Raw genomic sequence first — 17,974 nt, 5'->3', positions numbered from 1 at the left:
CATGACCGCAAGCGGGGAAGAGGCCCCCGGCGTGCACCCTCGTCCTCCGTACGGACCGCCGATCCACGACGCGATCGCCGGCAACGACCTGCAGCACATGAAGGCGGTCGCCGAGGCGGCCAGACGGGCCCTGTACGGCGTCGACTTCGCACCCGTCGGACCCGACCGGCACGGCGAGGTGAAGCAGGCGCTGGACGCCCTGGAGGCGGCGATCACCCGCTTGGACCGAGCGGGTGGAGCGGATGGATGAGCCGGGTCCGGATCCGGACGGCGGGGCGCCCCGGCGGTATCTGAGCACCCGTGACGTGCGCGAGCACCAGCTCGTGCACGCCGTGTGGGAACTGACCCTGGCCTGCAACCTGAAGTGCCGGCACTGCGGGTCCCGGGCCGGCGCCAAGCGCCCCGAGGAGCTGACGACACAGGAGTGCCTGGAGGTCGTCCGGCAACTCCACACGATGGGCACCCGCGAGGTCACCCTGATCGGCGGCGAGGCGTACCTGCGCGCGGACTGGCTGGAGATCGTCCGGGCCGTCTCCGACGCAGGGATGCAGTGCACCCTGCAGACCGGTGCCTGGCAGCTCACCGACGCCCGGATCGCCCGGGCCGCGGAGGCCGGGCTGGTCGCCTGCGGCGTCTCGGTCGACGGGCCGGCCGCGCTCCACGACCACCTGCGGGGGCGCCCCGGCTCGTTCGACGCAGCCGTCGGCGCGCTCGGCAGGCTGCGCGCGCACGGGATCAGGACGAGCGTCAACACGCAGATCACCGCCGCCGTCATCCCCCACCTGCGGGACCTGCTCGGGGAGTTCCTCGCGCTCGGGGTGAGCAACTGGCAGGTGCAGCTCACCGTCGCGATGGGCCGGGCCGCCGACCATCACGAGCTCCTGATGCAGCCGTACCAGATGATCGAGCTGATGCCGCTGCTCGCCGAGCTCCACACGGCGGGCCTGGCCGGCGGGCTGCTGCTGCAACCGGGCAACAACATCGGGTACTTCGGCCCGTACGAGGCGCAGCTGCGCGGCAACGGCGCCGAGGCCACGCACTGGGCCGGCTGCTTCGCCGGCCGCAACGTGCTGGGCATCGAGGCCGACGGGACGATCAAGGGCTGCCCGTCGCTTCCCACCACGGCCTACGCGGGCGGCAACGTGCGCGACGCCCGCATCGCCGAGCTGTGGGCGTCCGCCCCCGAGCTGTCGTTCGCCCGCGAGAGCCGGGCCCGGGAGCTGTGGGGCTTCTGCGCCGGCTGCTACTACGCGGACGTCTGCGAGGGCGGCTGCACCTGGACCTCGCACTCCCTGCTGGGCCGGCCGGGGAACAACCCGTACTGCCACCACCGGGCGCTGGAGCTGCGCAAGCAGGGCAAGCGCGAACGGGTGGTCCAGGAGCTCCCGGCCCCGGGGACGTCGTTCGACCACGGCCGGTTCGCCGTCGTGGTGGAGCCCGACCCGGATGCCGGCCCGGAGCTCGATCCGGATGCCGGCCGGCCCGTTGCGACGCCGGAGGCGCACGGGCCGGCGCCCAGGCCCGTGCGGGCGCATGCCGACCCGCGGCTGCGCTCGCTCGTGTCGTGTCGTGGATGCGACTGCTACGTGTTCTCCGGCACCGAGGTGTGCCCGCACTGCGGTACGGATGCCCCGGCGCGCGCCCCGGAGTACGGGCGCGCGCTGGGCGACGCCCGGCGTGCCTCGGCCCGGCTGACGCGGATCATGCGCGCCCCGGAGCGGGACTGAACGGCCTCAGACGCACGAAAGCCCCCGTCTGCCCTGGTGAGGCGTTTGGGGGCTTACGTGTGGTGCGCCGTGGGCTAGGGGGGGGTGTCGCCCACGGCAGCTATGTCGACCTGGCCCGGGTCAATGGGGGTCGTGTCATCGACTATGGCAGACAGGTGGCCTCGGTGCCAAAAGTCCGTACCGGGTCATATCTGGACATACCTGGATTCATCGTCGATGAATCGTTGGTGACCTAGAGCACCTGCCTTGTAAACGATGAATAAGTATGGGGTTCATCGGGTGTTTCCCCGGCTCGTCCGCATAGTGGACGGCTGATCGCGACCCGCAAACGTCCTGAATCGGCCCAATCGTTATCTTTCGGGCTTAACAGCCTTTAAATAGTGCCCGTGATGCCGACCGACCGCCGCGGTGCCCTCCGGGCCGGCGCGGCCACCGCCCTCGCGGGAGCCCTCGCCACCGCCTGCGGTACGGAGCCGCGCCCCGAACCCGGCCCGCACAGCCCCGCGCCCGCGGCCCCCGTCGCCGCCCCGGCGCCCCGCCGCTACCCGGGCCGCCCCACCGAGATCGCCGCCGGCCCGCCCGACCGCCCCCGGGTCGCCCTCACCTTCCACGGCCAGGGCGACCCCGCCCTCGCCCGGGCGATCCTCGACCGGGCCGAGCACGCCGGCGCGCACCTCACCGTCCTCGCCGTCGGCGAGTGGCTCGACCGGCACCCCGAGATGGCGCGGCGCATCCTGGACGGCGGCCACGACCTCGGCAACCACACCCAGCGCCACATCGACATCAACGCGATGAACGAGACCGACGCCCACGCCGAGATCGAGGGCTGCGCCCGCCGGCTGCGCCGCCTCACCGGCTCCATCGGCACCTGGTTCCGGCCCTCCCGCACCCAGCACGCCGGCGCCGTCGTCCAGCGGGCCGCCCGCCGCGCCGGCTACCCGCACGTCCTCTCGTACGACGTCGACTCGCTCGACTTCACCCGGCCGGGACCGGCGGCCGTCGTCGCCAACGTCACCGGCCGGATCCGGGCCGGCTCCGTCGTGAGCCTGCACTTCGGCTACCCGGACACCGTCGCCGCGCTGCCCCTCCTCCTCGCCGACCTCGACCGCCGCGGCCTGCGCGCGGTGACCACCACGGAGCTGCTGAGCTGATGCCGAACCTCACGACTCGTACCAGGAACCTGGGCGCCGCCGCCCTGCTGCTCGCCCTCGGCGCCGGCCTCGCCGGCTGCGGCAGCCCCCACCCGGCGACCCCGCGCACCGGCGGCACCAAGGAGGCCGGCGCGCTCCCCGCCGCACCGAAGAAGCGGGCCCCCGTCCCCACCGGGCTGCCCGGCATGCCGCCGCTGCTCAAGGCCGACGACGTCTACGCCGCCGACCGGCCGAACGCGCTCTCGCCGGTCGTCAAGAACTTCCCGTCCCGGGTCTACGTCCCCAACACCAACTCCAACACGGTCTCCGTCATCGACCCGGCCACCTACAAGGTCATCGAGACCATCCCGGTCGGCAACCAGCCGCAGCACGTCGTCCCCTCCTGGGACATGAAGACCCTCTGGGTCAACAACGACCGCGGCCACACCCTCACCCCCATCGACCCGGCCACCGGCGCCGCCGGCAAACCCGTCGAGGTCCACGACCCGTACAACCTGTACTTCACCCCGAACGGCCGGTACGCCGTCGTCATGGCCTCGCTCGACCGCGAGCTCGTCTTCCGCGACCCGCACACCATGGAGCGGAAGAAGACCGTCCCCGTCAGCTGCTACGGCGTCAACCACGCGGACTTCTCCGCCGACGGGCGCTACTTCATCGTCTCCTGCGAGTTCTCCGGCGAGCTGCTCAAGGTCGACACCGAGAAGATGGAGGTCGTCGGCCAGCAGAAACTGCCCTTCCAGGGCGCCATGCCGCAGGACGTGAAGATCTCCCCGGACGGCAAGACCTTCTACGTCGCCGACATGATGGCCCACGGCATGTGGGTCCTCGACGGCGACCGGTTCACCACCCCGACACTGCTGCCCACCGGCAAGGGCTGCCACGGCCTCTACGTCTCCCGCGACTCCAGGGAGATGTACGTCTCCAACCGCGGCGAGGGCTCCGTCTCCGTCTTCGACTTCACCAAGAACAAGCTCACCAAGAAGTGGTGGCTCCCCGACGGCGGCTCCCCGGACATGGGCGGCGTCTCCGCCGACGGCAAGGTGCTGTGGCTCTCCGGCCGCTACGACTCCGAGGTGTACGCGATCGACACGACGAGCGGCAAGCAGCTGGCCCGCATCCCGGTCGGCAGCGGCCCGCACGGCCTGGCGGTGTACCCGCAGCCCGGCCGCTACTCGCTCGGGCACACCGGCATCTTCCGCTAGGGCCCCCAGGGCCGCCCCGCGGACGGATCAGGGCCGGACACCCCCTAGCGGGCCACCAGCAGGGCCTCGGCCCCGACCGTGCGGTAGCCCGCCGCCTGGAACGTGCGGACGCTGCGGGCGTTGCCGGGGGAGACCTGGGCCCAGACCACCGGGTCGGGGGTGAGATGGCGCGCCGCGGTCGCCAGGGCGCGGCCGAGGCCGCGGTGGCGGACGTCCTCGTCGACCTCGACCGCGACCTCCGTCCGGCCCGCCACGCCCCGGCCCAGGGTCACCAGACCGCCGTCGGTGACCCACACCCGTACGCCGTCGCGGTACTTCAGGGCCCGCGCCACCCGCGGATGCTCCTGGTCGTCGATCTCCCGCAGCTCGATCTCGGGGTCACCCGGCAGCGCGTCCGCGACCGTCATCAGGTCGATGGTGTTCATGTACCGGCCGGTGCGGGCCGTCAGCGCGGTCAGGAAGCCCGGGGTCATGCTCGCCACCAGCGGGTCCGCGGACGCCGCGGCCAGCTCGGCGCGGATCCACTCCGGGTCCTCGTCGAGGAGCACCACCGAGTGCGCCGTGAACGACAGCACGCCCGCGTCGCGGCCGTTCGGCTGCGGCAGGATCGTCGTCGACCCGTCCGGCGCCGGGAAGTCCCCCCGGGCCGCCGCCGCCAGGATCCCCGCCACCGTGCCGGCCGTGTCCGCGCTCATGCCCCCATCATGCGACACGGCGGCGCCCCGCTAATCTGGCCCCCTACATCGAAGTACCGAAGCACCATGAAGGGGCGGAAGCAGTGGCGGACATCGAGTCGGCTCGCACGGCATTCAACAAGTTCGACGTGGACGGGGACGGCTTCATCACGGCCGCCGAGTACAAGCACGTCATGGCCGAGATGGGCGACTTCAACGTGACCGAGACGGTCGCCGAGGCGATCATCGCCCAGCGCGACGGCAACGGCGACGGCAAGCTCACCTTCGAGGAGTTCTGGGCCCACCTCAGCAAGGCCAAGCAGGCCTGAGGCCTGTCCGGCGGACGGGCGGGCACGGGGCCGCCGAGCCCCCGCGGACCGCGTACGACCATGCGTACGTACGTGAGTTGCCGCCCGTCCGGACCCCGGTGACGATCACGGGGTGACGCTCCCCGGATCCTTCGGCACCCCGACCCGTCTGACGGCAGCGGTTCTCGCCGGGACCGCCGTCCTCGCCCTCGCGCTCCTCGGCGCCGGGCTCGCCCAGACGGGCACCGGCGAACTGGTGATTCCCGCCGCCGGCACCATCACCCTGCTGCGGCTCCTCGTCCTCGTCGCCTTCGCCGTCACCATCGGCGAACTCGCCGGCGTCCGCATCGCCGGAGACGGCCCGCTGCCGCGTCGCTGGTTCCTGCCCGCCGCCACCCTGGGCTGCGCGGCCTCCGTGGGACTGCTGCTCCTGCTCGCCGCCGTCAGCGGACTCGGGCTCACCACCGTGTACGGGCTGCGCGAGGGCCGGCTGATCCTCGTCACGGCCAACGCCTTCGTCCTCGCCGCCGTCTGCGCGGCCGGCCGCCGCCCGGCGCTCGCCGCGCTCCCGCTCGCCGCCGCCGTGGGCGCCGAGGCGATGCGCGCCCACCCCGAGTCGTACAGCCCGGCCATCGGCGTCGGCCTCACCGTCGTGCACCTGACGGCCGCCTCGCTGTGGTTCGGCACGCTGTCCCACGTGCTGCGCACCATGCGGCTGCGCGGCGGCGCCCCGGACGTGCTGATGCGTTACGCGAAGACGGCCGCGTGGGTCTTCGGCGCCCTCTGCGTCACCGGCACCTGCTCCACGCTGCGCCGGCTGCCGCTCGACGGCGTGTTCAGCACCGCGTACGGCCGGGTCCTGCTGGTCAAGCTCGCCCTCTTCGGGCTCACCGCGCTGCTCGCCCTCACCGCCCGCCGCCGGATGCTCCGCGGCGCCGACGCCCAGCCCCCGGCCCGCGTGGAGCTCGGCGTGCTCGCCGCGGTGGTGCTGGTCTCCGCGCTGCTCACGGTGGTGCCGGACCCGCACTGGCTGCTGCCCCGGTGAGCCACCGCTCGCCGGGTTCCGGCGGATTGGCCTAGACCTATTGTGCGGGCGTGTCCGTGACGATACGTTCGTCCCCGGCTGCGCAGCCGGTACACAACGCACCACATCGCATCGTCAGGTATTCCGCCGGGGCATCCCGGCGTTTTCAGGAGGACATGCCATGTACCGTCGCACAGCGGCCGCTCTCGCCACCGCCGTGACCGCCGGAGCCCTCGCGCTCGGCGCGGCCGGCGCCGCCCAGGCCAGCCCGGGTCCGGGCTACTACGCACAGGGCTCCTACGCCTCGTACGCCGACTGCCAGGCCGCGGGGAAGGCCGGCTACCGGACCTGGGGCCCCAACTTCACCTGCGAGCCCTTCAGCTCCACCCGCCAGGACATCATCGTCCTCTGGGTCCGCGCCTGACGGAGAGACAGGCCGGCCCCGGGAAGCCTCCGGGGCCGGCCCGTCTCGCGTGCGCGGACGAGCCGCGGTCCCCGGCGGTTCCGCCGGTTCACGGATCCGGCACGTGATGACAATCACCGCAACACGGGCACCCGTGGCCGGAAGATCACTGGTCCAGGCCACCGGGGCGTGGATAGTTTGCATCCGGGAAATCCATCCAACGGGGGCGGAGATCACGGATTTCTTGTGCGGGACCGACCGACCCGCATCGACCGGGGGAAGCGCCGTCACGCCGCGCCGACACCAGCACGTCCGCTCCAGTACGTACGAAAGGACTGCGCTGTGGCGGACGAGCAAGTTCTCCGGGCCCAGAAGTGGGTGAACTCCACATACGGCGACGTCGCCGGATACGTCAGGTGTCCCGAGGACGGCCGCACGGGCTGGGGGACCATGAACTCCCTGATCATGGGCCTGCAGAAGGAACTCGGCATCACTCCGGTCATGGCCTCCTTCGGCCCGACCACCTACGCGAAGCTGGCCGCGCTCGGCGACATCGGCTTCGGCTGGGACAAGAACCGCAACATCGTGGCGATCCTCGAGTTCGCCATGTGGTGCAAGGGGTACTGGGCCGTCGAGCCCAAGAGCGAGGGCTGGTTCACCGGCGTCACCCGTGACGCCGTGTCGAAGCTCCGCGCCGACATGGGAATCGGCGGCGCCGGCGTCATCAACGCCAAGGTCGCCAAGGCCCTGCTCAACATGGACGCCTATGTCGTCGTGGCCGGCGGCAGCGACGGCATCCGCACCATCCAGCAGTGGCTCAACGGGCGCTACTGGAACAAGGACGCCTACAGCATCGGCCCCTGCGACGGCATCTACTCCCGCGACGTCCAGAAGTCGCTGATGATCGCCCTCCAGTACGAGCTGGGCATCGCCGCGCCGAACGGCGCCTTCGGCCCCGCGACGCAGACGGGACTGCGGTCCCACACCCTCTCCGAGGGCGCCTCGGGAGTCTTCGTCCAGCTGTTCTCGGCGGCGTGCCTCTTCAACTCGCCGACCTTCGACGCCCAGGGCGACCCCGTCGTCACGACGTGGCGCTCCACGTTCGACAGCAAGCTCGGCGACTGGGTCAGCGCGTTCCAGAAGTTCAACAAGCTCGCCGACAACCGCACCGGCGATTTCGAGACATGGGCGCAGCTCCTGGTGTCCATGGGTGATCCCGACCGCAAGGCGACCGCGTCGGACACGCGGTACGAGATCACCGCGTCACGCGCCAAGTGGCTGTACGACAACGGCTACCGGTTCGTCGGGCGCTACATATTCGACCCGCCCGGCTCGACCCTGGACAAGGAGATCAAGCCGGGCGAGCTGGACACCATCTTCCGCGCGGGGCTGAAGGTCTTCCCGATCTACCAGGACAACGCCCGCAAGCTGTCGGACTTCTCGTACACCACCGGCTACCAGCACGGTCTGAACGCCCACAAGTGCGCCGAGGGCTACGGCTTCAACCGGGGCACCACGATCTACTTCGCCGTCGACTACGACGCGACCAGCGAGGAGATCGCGAGTGCGATCGTGCCGTACTTCCAGGGCGTGCAGGCGGCCCTCGCGAGCCAGGGCAAGAAGTACACGCACGGTGTCTACGGCTCCCGGAACGTCTGCAGCACCGTCAGCGACAAGACGTTCGCCCGGTTCTCCTTCGTCTCCGGCATGTCCTGGGGCTTCTCCGGGAACCTCGGCTTCCCCATCCCGCGGAACTGGGCGTTCAACCAGATCAAGGAGTTCAAGGTCACCAACGGCACCGACACCTTCGACCTGGACAACGATGTCGCCTCCGGGCTCGACGCCGGCGTCTCCTCGGTCAACCAGTCGGGCGGGCCGGCGGACGGCTTCATCGCCTACGTGCAGAAGCTGTACGACCTGGCGGGCCAGTACGGCGCGAGCGGCCAGAAGCAGAGCCAGCTGGTCATGGAGTACATCCGGCACTCCGCGTACGGCAACAAGGACACGGCCAACAAGCTCGGCTGGTGGTACCTCATCGGCGGCTACGACGGCGGGTTCGTCGACTTCTGCAACTCCAGGGGCATGAGCGTCACGCCCTTCTTCACCGACCCGTTCACCGGGTACCAGCTCGGCTCCGAGCACATGATGGCCACGGCCAACGCCCATCTGCTGACCGCCCAGCCGGACAACAAGAAGTCCGCCAACGGTGGTGACGTGGGCGGCTGGGCCGGTGACCTGATGACGTTCTGGGCCGACTGGCGCAACTCCGAGAAGCAGTACGCCGATCCGCTGGCCTTCGCCCACGCCAGGCTCGGCGTGCCCGGCGTCTCCTCGTCGTTCGGCTTCAACGACCTCATCGAGGACGCCGACGGGTACCTGCTCGCCCAGGCAGTGCGGGGCGGCAAGAACATCGTCGACGCGATGAAGGCCCACTACAACGGCGGTGGCGGTCTGCGCCGCTTCAACAACTACTTCACCGGGCGGTGGGGCAACGCCACGGACTGCAAGACCTCCGCCCATAATGCCCTCACCGCTCTGGACGGAACGCTCTCCGTCGCCCAGGCGTACCTCATCGGCTGGGCCGGCGCGGCGTTCCCCGCCGACTACCAGAACCTCCCGGGCGGCTTCGACAAGCTCCAGAGGTTCGAGCAGGGCTTCGTCGACGCGCTGCTCGCCCGCATGGGCATGGAGACGCGCAGCCTGACGCGGTACAAGGCGAACCACGAGAAGTACCTCAAGGCCGCCCAGGCGCGCTCCGCCCGGTAACGATCGGCGACAACAGCAGCATGAAGCACATCCTCGTACCCCTCGGCGTCGTCCTCGTCGTCGTATGGACGCTGTGGAACCTGTGGAACCTCTTCCGCATCGCCGGCGGACTGCGGGACGGCGGATGGCGGCGCCCCGTGTGGTGGGCGCGCGTCCTCTCCGTCTCCCTCTGCGCCGGTCTGCTGGCGTGGGTCTGGGGCCTCTTCACCGGAGGTCTCGACGTGCGCGACACCTGCCTCTACCTGCGCCACGAGAACTACGACGAGGCCTACCGGAAGGCGCACACCGAGGAGTTCTCGAAGCTCTTCCCCCTGCACAACAAGTGCAACGCGGACTACGACCTGGTGCCCGCGTGGGTCAACCCCACCGTGGTGATCCTCGCCGTCGTCGCCCTGGTCGCGCTCGCCGTCCTGCTGCGGTTCGCGTTCGCACGTCTTGTCAGCCCGTCCAGAAAGGAGCACCAGTCATGAACCTGACCGGTCTCTCACGGCGCCGCTTCATCGGCGCCACCTCCGGTGTCGCGGTCGCCGCGACGCTGGTCGAGTTCGGCGGGGCCGCCCCGGCCCTGGCCGACAGCCGCACATGGCAGCCGGCGACGTCCAGCAACGGCTGGTCCGTCCTCGACCACGCCGGCAGCCACGCCATCGAGGGCAGCGGCGAGCACGTGTCGCTCGCCGACGGCGACGCCGCCACCGTCCTGCTGCACGTGGCCCGGCGCTTCCACTACGAGATCGACACGCTGCGCCCCGGCGACGTGCACGGCTGGACCGCCGACCGCACGGTGACGGAGCCGTACGAGTCGAACTACCTGTCCGGCAGCGCGCTCGCGATCCGCCCCACGTGGTACCCCGTGGGCGCCAAGGGCAACCTCTACCCGAACGAGCTGGTCGTCGTCCGGGACATCCTCACCGAGCTCGACGGCGTCGTCGCCTGGGGCGGCGACTTCACGACGCCGAAGGAGTCCCACTTCGAGATCGCGGTCAGGCCGGGCCACCCGCGCCTGAAGGGCGTCGCCCGCAAGATCGGCGGCTGGAACAGCGGTCCCGGCAACGAGGGCGCGGGCGCGGTCGACGCGTTCGACCCCGCGCGCCGGCGGGCCGCCCGCGCGTTCGCGGGGCGCGCCTCGTAACGGACGCCCCCGACGCGTACGACGGGGGGTGTGCCGCACAGCGCGGCACACCCCCCGTTCTCCGCCCGGCCGATCAGCCCCCGGGCCGCTCAGCCGGTCAGCCGGTCAGCACTCGATGATGTTCACCGCGAGGCCGCCGCGCGCGGTCTCCTTGTACTTCACGCTCATGTCGGCGCCGGTCTCCTTCATGGTCTTGATGACCTTGTCGAGGGAGACCAGGTGGCTGCCGTCGCCGCGCATCGACATGCGGGCCGCGGTGACGGCCTTGACCGCCGCCATGCCGTTGCGCTCGATGCACGGGATCTGGACCAGGCCGCCGACCGGGTCGCAGGTCAGGCCCAGGTTGTGCTCCATGCCGATCTCGGCCGCGTTCTCGACCTGCTCGGGGGAGCCGCCCAGGACCTCGGCGAGGGCGCCGGCGGCCATGGAGCAGGCGGAGCCGACCTCACCCTGGCAGCCGACCTCGGCGCCGGAGATGGAGGCGTTCTCCTTGAAGAGCATGCCGATGGCGCCGGCCGCGAGGAGGAAGCGGACCACGCCGTCCTCGTCCGCGCCGGGCACGAAGTTCATGTAGTAGTGCAGGACCGCCGGGATGATGCCGGCCGCGCCGTTCGTCGGGGCGGTGACCACGCGGCCGCCCGCCGCGTTCTCCTCGTTCACGGCCATCGCGTAGAGGGTGATCCACTCCATCGCGTGCGCGGCCGGGTCGCCCTCGGAGCGCAGCTTGCGGGCGGAGGTGGCGGCGCGGCGGCGGACCTTGAGGCCGCCGGGGAGGATGCCCTCGCGGGACATGCCGCGCGAGACGCAGGACTGCATGACGCGCCAGATCTCCAGGAGGCCCTCGCGGATCTCGGTCTCGGTGCGCCAGGCCTTCTCGTTCTCCAGCATCAGCGAGGAGATCGACAGGCCGGTGTCCTTCGTGAGCCGGAGCAGCTCGTCACCGGTGCGGAAGGGGTACTTCAGGACGGTGTCGTCCGGGATGATCGGGTTCTCGCCGGCCACCGCGTCCTCGTCGACGACGAAGCCGCCGCCGACCGAGTAGTACGTCTTCTCCAGGACGAGCGCGCCCTGGGCGTCGTACGCGAAGACGGTCATGCCGTTGGCGTGGTACGGCAGCGCCTTGCGGCGGTGCAGGACCAGGTCGTCGTCGAAGGAGAACGGGATCTCGTGGGCGCCCAGCAGGTTGATCCGGCCGCTCGACTTGATCCGCTCGACCTCGTCGTCCGCGGTCTCGACGTTCACCGTGCGCGGCGAGTGGCCCTCCAGGCCGAGCAGCACGGCCTTCGGGGTGCCGTGCCCGTGGCCGGTGGCGCCGAGCGAGCCGTACAGCTCGGCCCGGACCGTGGCGACGTGCGTGAGCAGGCCCTCGTTCTTCAGACGACGGGCGAACATGCGGGCCGCGCGCATCGGGCCCACCGTGTGGGAGCTCGACGGGCCGATACCGATCGAGAACAGGTCGAAGACCGAGATGGCCACGGAGGACTCCTTGTGGGGGCTAGACGTCGTTGTCTGCCGGGGTGGTGCAGAAACGCTGAGCATGGGGCGGGGCACCGCGCTCACTGTCCAGTGTGCGCGGTGCCCCGGAGTTTTCGTACGAACAGAAGCTGGAACTAAAGCGTACGAAATTACTTCAGGCCGGGGTACAGCGGGTGCTTCTCGGCCAGAGCGGTCACCCGGGCCTTCAGCGCCTCGGCGTCGAAGCCGGGCTTCAGCGTCTCGGCGATCACGTCGGCGACCTCGGCGAAGTCCTCGGCCGTGAAGCCGCGGGTGGCGAGGGCCGGCGTGCCGATGCGCAGACCGGAGGTGACCATCGGCGGGCGCGGGTCGTTCGGAACGGCGTTCCGGTTGACCGTGATGCCCACCTCGTGGAGCCGGTCCTCGGCCTGCTGGCCGTCCAGCTCGCTGTCGCGCAGGTCGACCAGGAGCAGGTGGACGTCGGTGCCGCCGGACAGGACCGCGACGCCGTGCTGCTTGACGTCGTCCTGGACCAGGCGCTCGGCGATGATCCGGGCGCCGTCCAGGGTGCGCTGCTGGCGCTCCTTGAACTCCTCCGAGGCCGCGACCTTGAAGGAGACGGCCTTGGCCGCGATCACGTGCTCCAGCGGGCCGCCCTGGAAGCCCGGGAAGACGGAGGAGTTCAGCTTCTTCGCGAACTCCTTCTTCGCCAGGATGATGCCGCCGCGCGGGCCGCCGAGCGTCTTGTGCGTGGTGGAGGTCACCACGTCCGCGTACTCGACCGGGTTCGGGTGCAGACCGGCCGCGACCAGGCCCGCGAAGTGGGCCATGTCGACCCACAGGTACGCCTCGACCTCGTCGGCGATCCGGCGGAACTCGGCGAAGTCCAGCTGACGCGGGTACGCCGACCAGCCGGCGATGATCACCTTCGGGCGGTGCTCCTTCGCCAGGCGCTCGACCTCGGCCATGTCGACCAGGCCGTTGTCGTCCACGTGGTACGCGACCACGTTGAACTGCTTGCCGGAGAAGTTCAGGCGCATGCCGTGGGTGAGGTGACCGCCGTGCGCCAGGTCCAGGCCGAGGATCGTGTCGCCGGGCTGGGCGATCGCGAACAGCGCGGCCTGGTTGGCGGAGGCACCGGAGTGGGGCTGCACGTTGGCGTACTCGGCGCCGAACAGCTCCTTGATGCGGTCGATCGCGATCTGCTCGGCCACGTCGACGTGCTCGCAGCCGCCGTAGTAGCGGCGGCCCGGGTAGCCCTCGGCGTACTTGTTGGTGAGGACCGAGCCCTGCGCCTCCATGACCGCGACCGGAGCGAAGTTCTCCGAGGCGATCATCTCGAGGGTGGTCTGCTGGCGGCGGAGCTCGGCGTCGACGGCGGCGGCGACGTCCGGGTCCAGCTCGTGGAGAGGGGTGTTCAGAAGCGACATGAATCGATCCCTGGGGGTCTCGGTTTAGCCGGCGGTGAAGGCGGTGTACTCGTCGGCGGTGAGCAGGTCCTCCGGCTCGCCGGCGATGCGCACCTTGAACAGCCAGCCGCCCTCGAACGGGGCGGTGTTCACCAGCGACGGGTCGTCCACGACGTCCTGGTTGGCCTCGACGACCTCGCCGGTCACGGGGGAGTACAGCTCGCTGACGGACTTGGTCGACTCCAGCTCGCCGCACTCCTCGCCCGCGGTCACGGTGTCACCGACGGTGGGGAGCTGGACGTACACGATGTCACCGAGGGCGTTGGCCGCGTGCTCGGTGATGCCGATCGTGGCGACGCCGTCCTCGACGGCCGACAGCCACTCGTGCTCCTTGCTGTAGCGAAGCTGCTGGGGGTTGCTCATGACCTGATTCTCCTGGATGCGGGGAGTGCGGATGTACGGGGGTCTTGCGAGGTGAGACATGTCCTGAGACGAATGGGTCACGTCACCGTCACGTCAGGCACCCGCGGAGGGTGCCGAAAGGTCACTTCTGGCGCTTGTAGAACGGCAGCGCGACGACCTCGTACGGCTCGTGGGCGCCGCGGATGTCGACGCCGACGCCCTCGGTGCCGGGCGCGGCGAAGGCCGCGTCGACGTAGGCCATGGCGATCGGCTTGCCGAGCGTCGGGGACGGGGCGCCCGAGGTGATCTCGCCGACGACCTCGCCGTTCGCGACCACGGACATGCCGGCCCGCGGGACGCGGCGGCCCTCGGCGATCAGGCCGACCAGCTTGCGCGGCGGGGCGGACTCGGCGCGCTCGGCGGCCTTCTCCAGGGCCTCGCGGCCGACGAAGCGGCCCTCGTTCGTGGTCTTCTCGAACTTGACGACCCGGCCCAGGCCCGCGTCGAACGGGGTGAGCGCGGTGGTCAGCTCGTGGCCGTACAGCGGCATGCCCGCCTCCAGGCGGAGCGTGTCACGGCAGGACAGGCCGCACGGGATCAGGCCGACGTCCTTGCCCGCCTCGGTGAGCGCCTGCCACACGCCCTCGGCGTGCTCCGGCTTCAGGAACAGCTCGAAGCCGTCCTCGCCGGTGTAGCCGGTGCGGGCGATCAGCGCGGGGACGCCGGCGACGGTGCCGGGCAGGCCCGCGTAGTACTTCAGGCCGTCCAGGTCGGCGTCGGTGAGGGACTTCAGGATGCCGGGGGACTCCGGGCCCTGGACGGCGATCAGGGCGTACGCGTCGCGGTCGTCGCGGACCTCGGCGTCGAATCCCTCGGAGCGGGCCACCAGGGCGTCGAGGACGACCTGGGCGTTGGAGGCGTTGGCGACGACCATGTACTCCGTCTCGCCGAGGCGGTAGACGATCAGGTCGTCGAGGATGCCGCCGTCCTCCTGGCAGATCATCGTGTAGCGCGCGCGGCCGTTGCCCACGGTCGAGATGTTGCCGACCAGGGCGTAGTCCAGGAGCTCCACGGCCTGCGGACCGGTGACCGTGATCTCGCCCATGTGGGAGAGGTCGAAGAGGCCGGCCCTGGTGCGGACGGCGTTGTGCTCGTCGCGCTCGCTGCCGTAGCGCAGCGGCATGTCCCAGCCGGCGAAGTCGGTCATGGTCGCGCCCAGCGAACGATGCAGCGCATCGAGGGCGGTCAGACGGGGGGCAGTGCTCATGGGGTGGCTCCCGGGTCCCAGGGCGTGCAGGGCACGACGTACATGACGGTGAGGACGATCCTCCCCATCTGTCATGGAACCTGAGAGGTTCACCGAGGGCATCCTCGGCTTGCACCTTGGGTGGGGACGCGACGACGCGTCCCGCTTTTCAGATCTGCCTCATCCACGCGGTACGGGGCCTGAGAGATTCAAGGGAGGTGCTTGCTCCTTCGGCGCCCGGTGCACGAGGTGCCCCGGGACTCTCCCGCGCGGATTCGAGCGGCCGGTATGCGGTTGTGCGCGCTCGTGCGAGCGCGTGGCGCGCTCATCATTGCACGGCGGGTCCGCGCGGCAAATCGCTTGCGTCTCATTACCGTTTCTTTACACTTCGTGGGCAGAGGTCCGCGCGGGACCCGACGGGGGGAGCGAGCGATGACCATCCGGCACACCAGCGCCTACGCCACGAGCGCCGGCATACCGGTCCAGCGCACCCGGCGCCGGGTGCGCCGCGGACGGCTCCTGCGCGACCTGCGCGAGCGCGGCGGACGCAGCCCGCGCGTGCTGAGCTTCGCCGCCGGCGACATCGTCGTCGTCTCCGGACTGCCCGGCGCCGGCAAGTCCACGCTGATGGGCCGCGCGGCCGACGGCCGGGCCGTCGACTCCCAGCACACCCGGGAGCGCTGGGAGGCCCGGCTGCCCCGCTTCCTGCCGTACGCCCTCTACCGCCCGCTCGCCCGGCTCGCCCACTACGCCGGCCTGCGCCGCGTCCTGCGCTCCGGCGCCGGAGTGGTCGTCCACGACTGCGGCACCCAGTCCTGGGTCCGCGGCTGGCTCGCCCGAGCGGCCCGGCGGCGCGGCGCCGCCCTCCACCTGATCCTGCTCGACGTCGACCCCGCCCTCGCGCTCGCCGGCCAGCGCTCCCGCGGCCGCGGCGTCTCCGGCTACGCCTTCGCCCGGCACCGCCGCGCCGTCGGCCGGCTGGTCCGCACGGCCGAGGCGGGCGCCCTGCCGCCCGGCTGCGCCTCCGTCACCCTGCTCGACCGGGACGCCGCGGACACCCTGCGGAAGATCGGCTTCCGGGAGGTGCCGTGACGCACTCCGCATCCCCTTTCGGTCACGGAGGCGGGTGGACGCCGTTAAGGTGCTGAACCGCACCGGCTGAACGGCACCGGGGAGCAGCGAGAAGGGGACGACGACAGCGTGGACGTGACGTGGCCGGGCAATGAGCTCGAGGAAGTACTGGCCGCCTCGCTCGGCAACGCCGCCGCCGGAGGCCGCCTGGTCGAGGTCCTCGGCCGCAGCCCCGTCTGGGTGCCCCTGCCCAACGGCGGCGGCCCCGACAGCCCCGACCTCGACCTGCCGACCCTGGAGCTCGACGGCGCGCCCTACGTGCCGGTCTTCAGCTCCGAGCAGCAGTTCCTCGCCTGCGTCGGCGACCACATGTCGTACACCGTCGCCCCCGCCGTCGAGTTCGCCCGCGGCCTGCCCCCGCAGCTCGGCATCGCCGTGAACCCCGGCGGCACCGTCGGCGTCCCGCTGCCCCCGCCCGCCGTGGCCGAGCTCTGCCGGACCGGCCGCACCGAACTCGACGGCCCCGCCGGCGGCGGCCGGGTGCGGCTCTTCGAGCCCGACTGGCAGGACGACCCGGTCGACTTCCTCGCCGCCGCCTCCGCCGAGTTCGAGGCCACCGGCATCGTCGCCACCGCCCGCCGCGCGCTCGCCAGCGTCGAGGGCACCGAACCCGCCCTCTTCGTCGGCGTCCAGCTGCTCGGCGGCGCCGGCGACCTGGCCGTGCCGCTCGACGCCCTCGGCCGCGCCCTCGGCCGGGTCGAGGTCGCCTGGCCGGTCAACCTCATCCTGCTCGACGTGGCCCAGGACCCGGTCGCCGACTGGATGCTGGAGAAGGTGCGCCCCTTCTTCCAGCGCGCCGCCGTGTGACAGACCCCCTGTCTAAGCTGAACTCAGTCAGAACCGAACTCGGTCAGGGCTGAGGTCGGTCAGGGCTGAACTCAGTCAGGCGAGCCGTACAACGAGCCGTACCACAAGCAGGACAACCAGAGGGGCGGGACCCAGGGTGAGCGCGTCAGGCACCGCTGCGGCCGGACAGGTCGAGCACATGCTGCGCCAGGTGGCACCCGGGCGGCACGACACCTACGAGCAGCTGCTGCAGGCCCTGGCCGGCTCCGAGGTCCGGATGCTGCTCTGGCAGGGCACCGCCGGCTCGCCCGACGCCCAGTACGGCAACATGCAGGTCGACGGGTACGGGTACGCGCCCTGCGTCACCTCCGCCCAGGAGCTCGCCGCCTCCGGCTGGACCCGCGCCCACGAGCTCGTCTCCGGCCTGGAGATCGCCCGCGCCCTCTATCCCGACCGCTGGGGCATCTGGCTGAATCCGCACGCCCCCGGCGGCGGCGTCGGCATCCCCTGGGCCGATCTGCGCCGCATCGCCACCGGCCTCGACCGGATGCCCGCGGGCCCGCTGCGGCTCTCCGAGCCCGCCCTGGAGATCCCGCAGTTCTACGCGCTGCTCACGCAGAACGCGCACCGCACCGCGGCCGTCCGCTCGCTGCGCCGCGCCTGGGTGCAGCCCGCGCTCGGCTCCCCGTACCTCGCCATCGGCCTCGACCTGTACGACTCCTCGCCGGCGTCCGTCGAGGCCGTGCGGGCGATGATGCACCAGACGGTCGCCGCCGTCCCCGACGGCCTGCCCGTCTCGACGGTGGCCATGTCCGACACGTACGACCCGGTCGCCATGTGGCTTTACGCCCACTCGCGCCCGTTCTACGACCGTGACGCGCACGCCGCCCCCGCGGCCCCGCCCGCGACCGGTTACGGCTATCCCCCGGCCGCCCCGTCCGCGTACTGACGGGTAGGCCGGGGCGTTCCGGCGGGCGCTGAAACGTCCCTTTCCGGCCTTCCTGTCGCCCTAATTCCCGCCCGCGCGACAGCACTTGGGCCGGATGTCCGATGTGGTCGAATAGCGGCCGAGATGGTCCGCTCAGATGTGCCCGGCGTCCGGATAACGGAAGACAACGAACCGCATCACGTTTACGCAAACATTCCTCTGGGAGTCTGGCG

18 protein-coding genes and 1 riboswitch are annotated in these 17,974 nt (G+C 71.3%); of the genes, 13 read left to right on the top strand and 5 right to left on the bottom strand.

The features are described 5' to 3' along the window. Position 1: 1 nt before the first annotated feature. From ACIRSU_RS14360 to ACIRSU_RS14345, 4 genes are all read left to right on the top strand, one after another. The gene (locus ACIRSU_RS14360) at positions 2 to 250 is read left to right on the top strand and encodes a DUF1843 domain-containing protein (RefSeq protein WP_403791892.1); all 249 of its coding nucleotides are present in this window, start codon (positions 2 to 4) and stop codon (positions 248 to 250) included. After that, positions 243 to 1,727 (top strand): radical SAM protein, encoded by a 1,485-nt coding sequence (locus ACIRSU_RS14355; protein WP_403791891.1) that lies wholly within the window; start codon positions 243 to 245, stop codon positions 1,725 to 1,727. The genes ACIRSU_RS14360 and ACIRSU_RS14355 overlap by 8 nt, the downstream gene beginning before the upstream one ends. A 389-nt stretch (positions 1,728 to 2,116) precedes the next feature. Next, positions 2,117 to 2,878 (top strand): polysaccharide deacetylase family protein, encoded by a 762-nt coding sequence (locus tag ACIRSU_RS14350; RefSeq protein WP_403791890.1) that lies wholly within the window; start codon positions 2,117 to 2,119, stop codon positions 2,876 to 2,878. Next, a complete protein-coding gene (locus ACIRSU_RS14345; RefSeq protein ID WP_403791888.1) occupies positions 2,878 to 4,080 on the top strand; it encodes a YncE family protein in 1,203 nt (400 codons plus the stop codon). Before ACIRSU_RS14350 ends, ACIRSU_RS14345 begins: the two co-directional genes overlap by 1 nt. 44 nt (positions 4,081 to 4,124) lie before the next feature. On the opposite strand, the gene ACIRSU_RS14340 is transcribed toward ACIRSU_RS14345, so the two are convergent. Continuing rightward, positions 4,125 to 4,775, bottom strand: coding sequence for a GNAT family N-acetyltransferase (locus ACIRSU_RS14340; protein WP_403791887.1), 651 nt, complete (start codon positions 4,773 to 4,775; stop codon positions 4,125 to 4,127). Between the two features lie 83 nt (positions 4,776 to 4,858). Here ACIRSU_RS14340 and ACIRSU_RS14335 point away from each other — a divergent pair, with 83 nt between their 5' ends. The 6 genes from ACIRSU_RS14335 to ACIRSU_RS14310 all read left to right on the top strand — a co-directional run bounded on the left by ACIRSU_RS14335 (position 4,859) and on the right by ACIRSU_RS14310 (position 10,384). Beyond that, the gene (locus ACIRSU_RS14335; RefSeq protein WP_403791885.1) at positions 4,859 to 5,083 is read left to right on the top strand and encodes an EF-hand domain-containing protein; all 225 of its coding nucleotides are present in this window, start codon (positions 4,859 to 4,861) and stop codon (positions 5,081 to 5,083) included. A gap of 112 nt (positions 5,084 to 5,195) precedes the next feature. Further along, positions 5,196 to 6,107 (top strand): CopD family protein, encoded by a 912-nt coding sequence (locus ACIRSU_RS14330; protein WP_403791884.1) that lies wholly within the window; start codon positions 5,196 to 5,198, stop codon positions 6,105 to 6,107. 160 nt (positions 6,108 to 6,267) lie between these two features. Further along, positions 6,268 to 6,510, top strand: a complete 243-nt coding sequence (locus ACIRSU_RS14325; protein WP_403791882.1) for a hypothetical protein — start codon at positions 6,268 to 6,270, stop codon at positions 6,508 to 6,510. A 321-nt stretch (positions 6,511 to 6,831) separates the two neighbouring features. Further along, on the top strand, positions 6,832 to 9,255 hold the full coding sequence (locus ACIRSU_RS14320; protein WP_403791881.1) for a glycoside hydrolase domain-containing protein: 2,424 nt from the start codon (positions 6,832 to 6,834) through the stop codon (positions 9,253 to 9,255). Between the two features lie 20 nt (positions 9,256 to 9,275). Beyond that, complete coding sequence (locus ACIRSU_RS14315; RefSeq protein WP_403791879.1) at positions 9,276 to 9,725, top strand: hypothetical protein; 450 nt, start codon at positions 9,276 to 9,278, stop codon at positions 9,723 to 9,725. Beyond that, positions 9,722 to 10,384 carry a hypothetical protein gene (locus tag ACIRSU_RS14310; RefSeq protein ID WP_403791878.1) on the top strand — a complete coding sequence of 221 codons (663 nt, stop codon included), beginning with the start codon at positions 9,722 to 9,724 and terminating at the stop codon, positions 10,382 to 10,384. Before ACIRSU_RS14315 ends, ACIRSU_RS14310 begins: the two co-directional genes overlap by 4 nt. A gap of 105 nt (positions 10,385 to 10,489) precedes the next feature. On the opposite strand, the gene ACIRSU_RS14305 is transcribed toward ACIRSU_RS14310, so the two are convergent. The 4 genes from ACIRSU_RS14305 to gcvT form a co-directional block, all read right to left on the bottom strand. Further along, a complete protein-coding gene (locus tag ACIRSU_RS14305; RefSeq protein WP_403791876.1) occupies positions 10,490 to 11,860 on the bottom strand; it encodes an L-serine ammonia-lyase in 1,371 nt (456 codons plus the stop codon). 149 nt (positions 11,861 to 12,009) lie between these two features. Further along, positions 12,010 to 13,269, bottom strand: coding sequence for a serine hydroxymethyltransferase (gene glyA, locus ACIRSU_RS14300; RefSeq protein ID WP_403791874.1), 1,260 nt, complete (start codon positions 13,267 to 13,269; stop codon positions 12,010 to 12,012). A gap of 24 nt (positions 13,270 to 13,293) precedes the next feature. Then, entirely contained in the window at positions 13,294 to 13,671 is a 378-nt protein-coding gene (gene gcvH, locus ACIRSU_RS14295) for a glycine cleavage system protein GcvH (RefSeq protein WP_403791872.1), read from the bottom strand. Positions 13,672 to 13,792: 121 nt separating this feature from the next. Further along, entirely contained in the window at positions 13,793 to 14,917 is a 1,125-nt protein-coding gene (gene gcvT / locus ACIRSU_RS14290) for a glycine cleavage system aminomethyltransferase GcvT (RefSeq protein WP_403791870.1), read from the bottom strand. Positions 14,918 to 15,075: 158 nt separating this feature from the next. Beyond that, positions 15,076 to 15,174: riboswitch (glycine riboswitch) on the bottom strand. A 154-nt stretch (positions 15,175 to 15,328) separates the two neighbouring features. Here gcvT and ACIRSU_RS14285 point away from each other — a divergent pair. From ACIRSU_RS14285 to ACIRSU_RS14275, 3 genes are all read left to right on the top strand, one after another. Continuing rightward, positions 15,329 to 15,988 carry an AAA family ATPase gene (locus tag ACIRSU_RS14285; protein WP_403791868.1) on the top strand — a complete coding sequence of 220 codons (660 nt, stop codon included), beginning with the start codon at positions 15,329 to 15,331 and terminating at the stop codon, positions 15,986 to 15,988. A 108-nt stretch (positions 15,989 to 16,096) separates the two neighbouring features. Next, positions 16,097 to 16,834 carry an enhanced serine sensitivity protein SseB gene (locus ACIRSU_RS14280; RefSeq protein WP_403791866.1) on the top strand — a complete coding sequence of 246 codons (738 nt, stop codon included), beginning with the start codon at positions 16,097 to 16,099 and terminating at the stop codon, positions 16,832 to 16,834. A gap of 136 nt (positions 16,835 to 16,970) precedes the next feature. Beyond that, a complete protein-coding gene (locus ACIRSU_RS14275) occupies positions 16,971 to 17,762 on the top strand; it encodes an enhanced serine sensitivity protein SseB C-terminal domain-containing protein (RefSeq protein WP_403791864.1) in 792 nt (263 codons plus the stop codon). Positions 17,763 to 17,974 lie beyond the last annotated feature (212 nt).

The sequence above is a fragment of the Streptomyces sp. NPDC101160 genome (genome assembly GCF_044768205.1).
GTDB lineage: Bacteria > Actinomycetota > Actinomycetes > Streptomycetales > Streptomycetaceae > Streptomyces.
The sequence above is the reverse complement of the archived record's forward strand: the minus strand, read 5'-3'. Positions and strand labels throughout refer to the sequence as shown.

Bases quoted from the DNA above. Each gene is read 5' to 3' on its own strand.
- ACIRSU_RS14360 (WP_403791892.1), top strand. From the start codon at position 2: ATGACCGCAAGCGGGGAAGAGGCCCCCGGCGTGCACCCTCGTCCTCCG.
- ACIRSU_RS14355 (WP_403791891.1), top strand. From the start codon at position 243: ATGGATGAGCCGGGTCCGGATCCGGACGGCGGGGCGCCCCGGCGGTAT.
- ACIRSU_RS14350 (WP_403791890.1), top strand. From the start codon at position 2,117: ATGCCGACCGACCGCCGCGGTGCCCTCCGGGCCGGCGCGGCCACCGCC.
- ACIRSU_RS14345 (WP_403791888.1), top strand. From the start codon at position 2,878: ATGCCGAACCTCACGACTCGTACCAGGAACCTGGGCGCCGCCGCCCTG.
- ACIRSU_RS14340 (WP_403791887.1), bottom strand. From the start codon at position 4,775: ATGAGCGCGGACACGGCCGGCACGGTGGCGGGGATCCTGGCGGCGGCG.
- ACIRSU_RS14325 (WP_403791882.1), top strand. From the start codon at position 6,268: ATGTACCGTCGCACAGCGGCCGCTCTCGCCACCGCCGTGACCGCCGGA.
- ACIRSU_RS14315 (WP_403791879.1), top strand. From the start codon at position 9,276: ATGAAGCACATCCTCGTACCCCTCGGCGTCGTCCTCGTCGTCGTATGG.
- ACIRSU_RS14310 (WP_403791878.1), top strand. From the start codon at position 9,722: ATGAACCTGACCGGTCTCTCACGGCGCCGCTTCATCGGCGCCACCTCC.
- glyA (WP_403791874.1), bottom strand. From the start codon at position 13,269: ATGTCGCTTCTGAACACCCCTCTCCACGAGCTGGACCCGGACGTCGCC.
- gcvH (WP_403791872.1), bottom strand. From the start codon at position 13,671: ATGAGCAACCCCCAGCAGCTTCGCTACAGCAAGGAGCACGAGTGGCTG.
- gcvT (WP_403791870.1), bottom strand. From the start codon at position 14,917: ATGAGCACTGCCCCCCGTCTGACCGCCCTCGATGCGCTGCATCGTTCG.
- ACIRSU_RS14285 (WP_403791868.1), top strand. From the start codon at position 15,329: ATGACCATCCGGCACACCAGCGCCTACGCCACGAGCGCCGGCATACCG.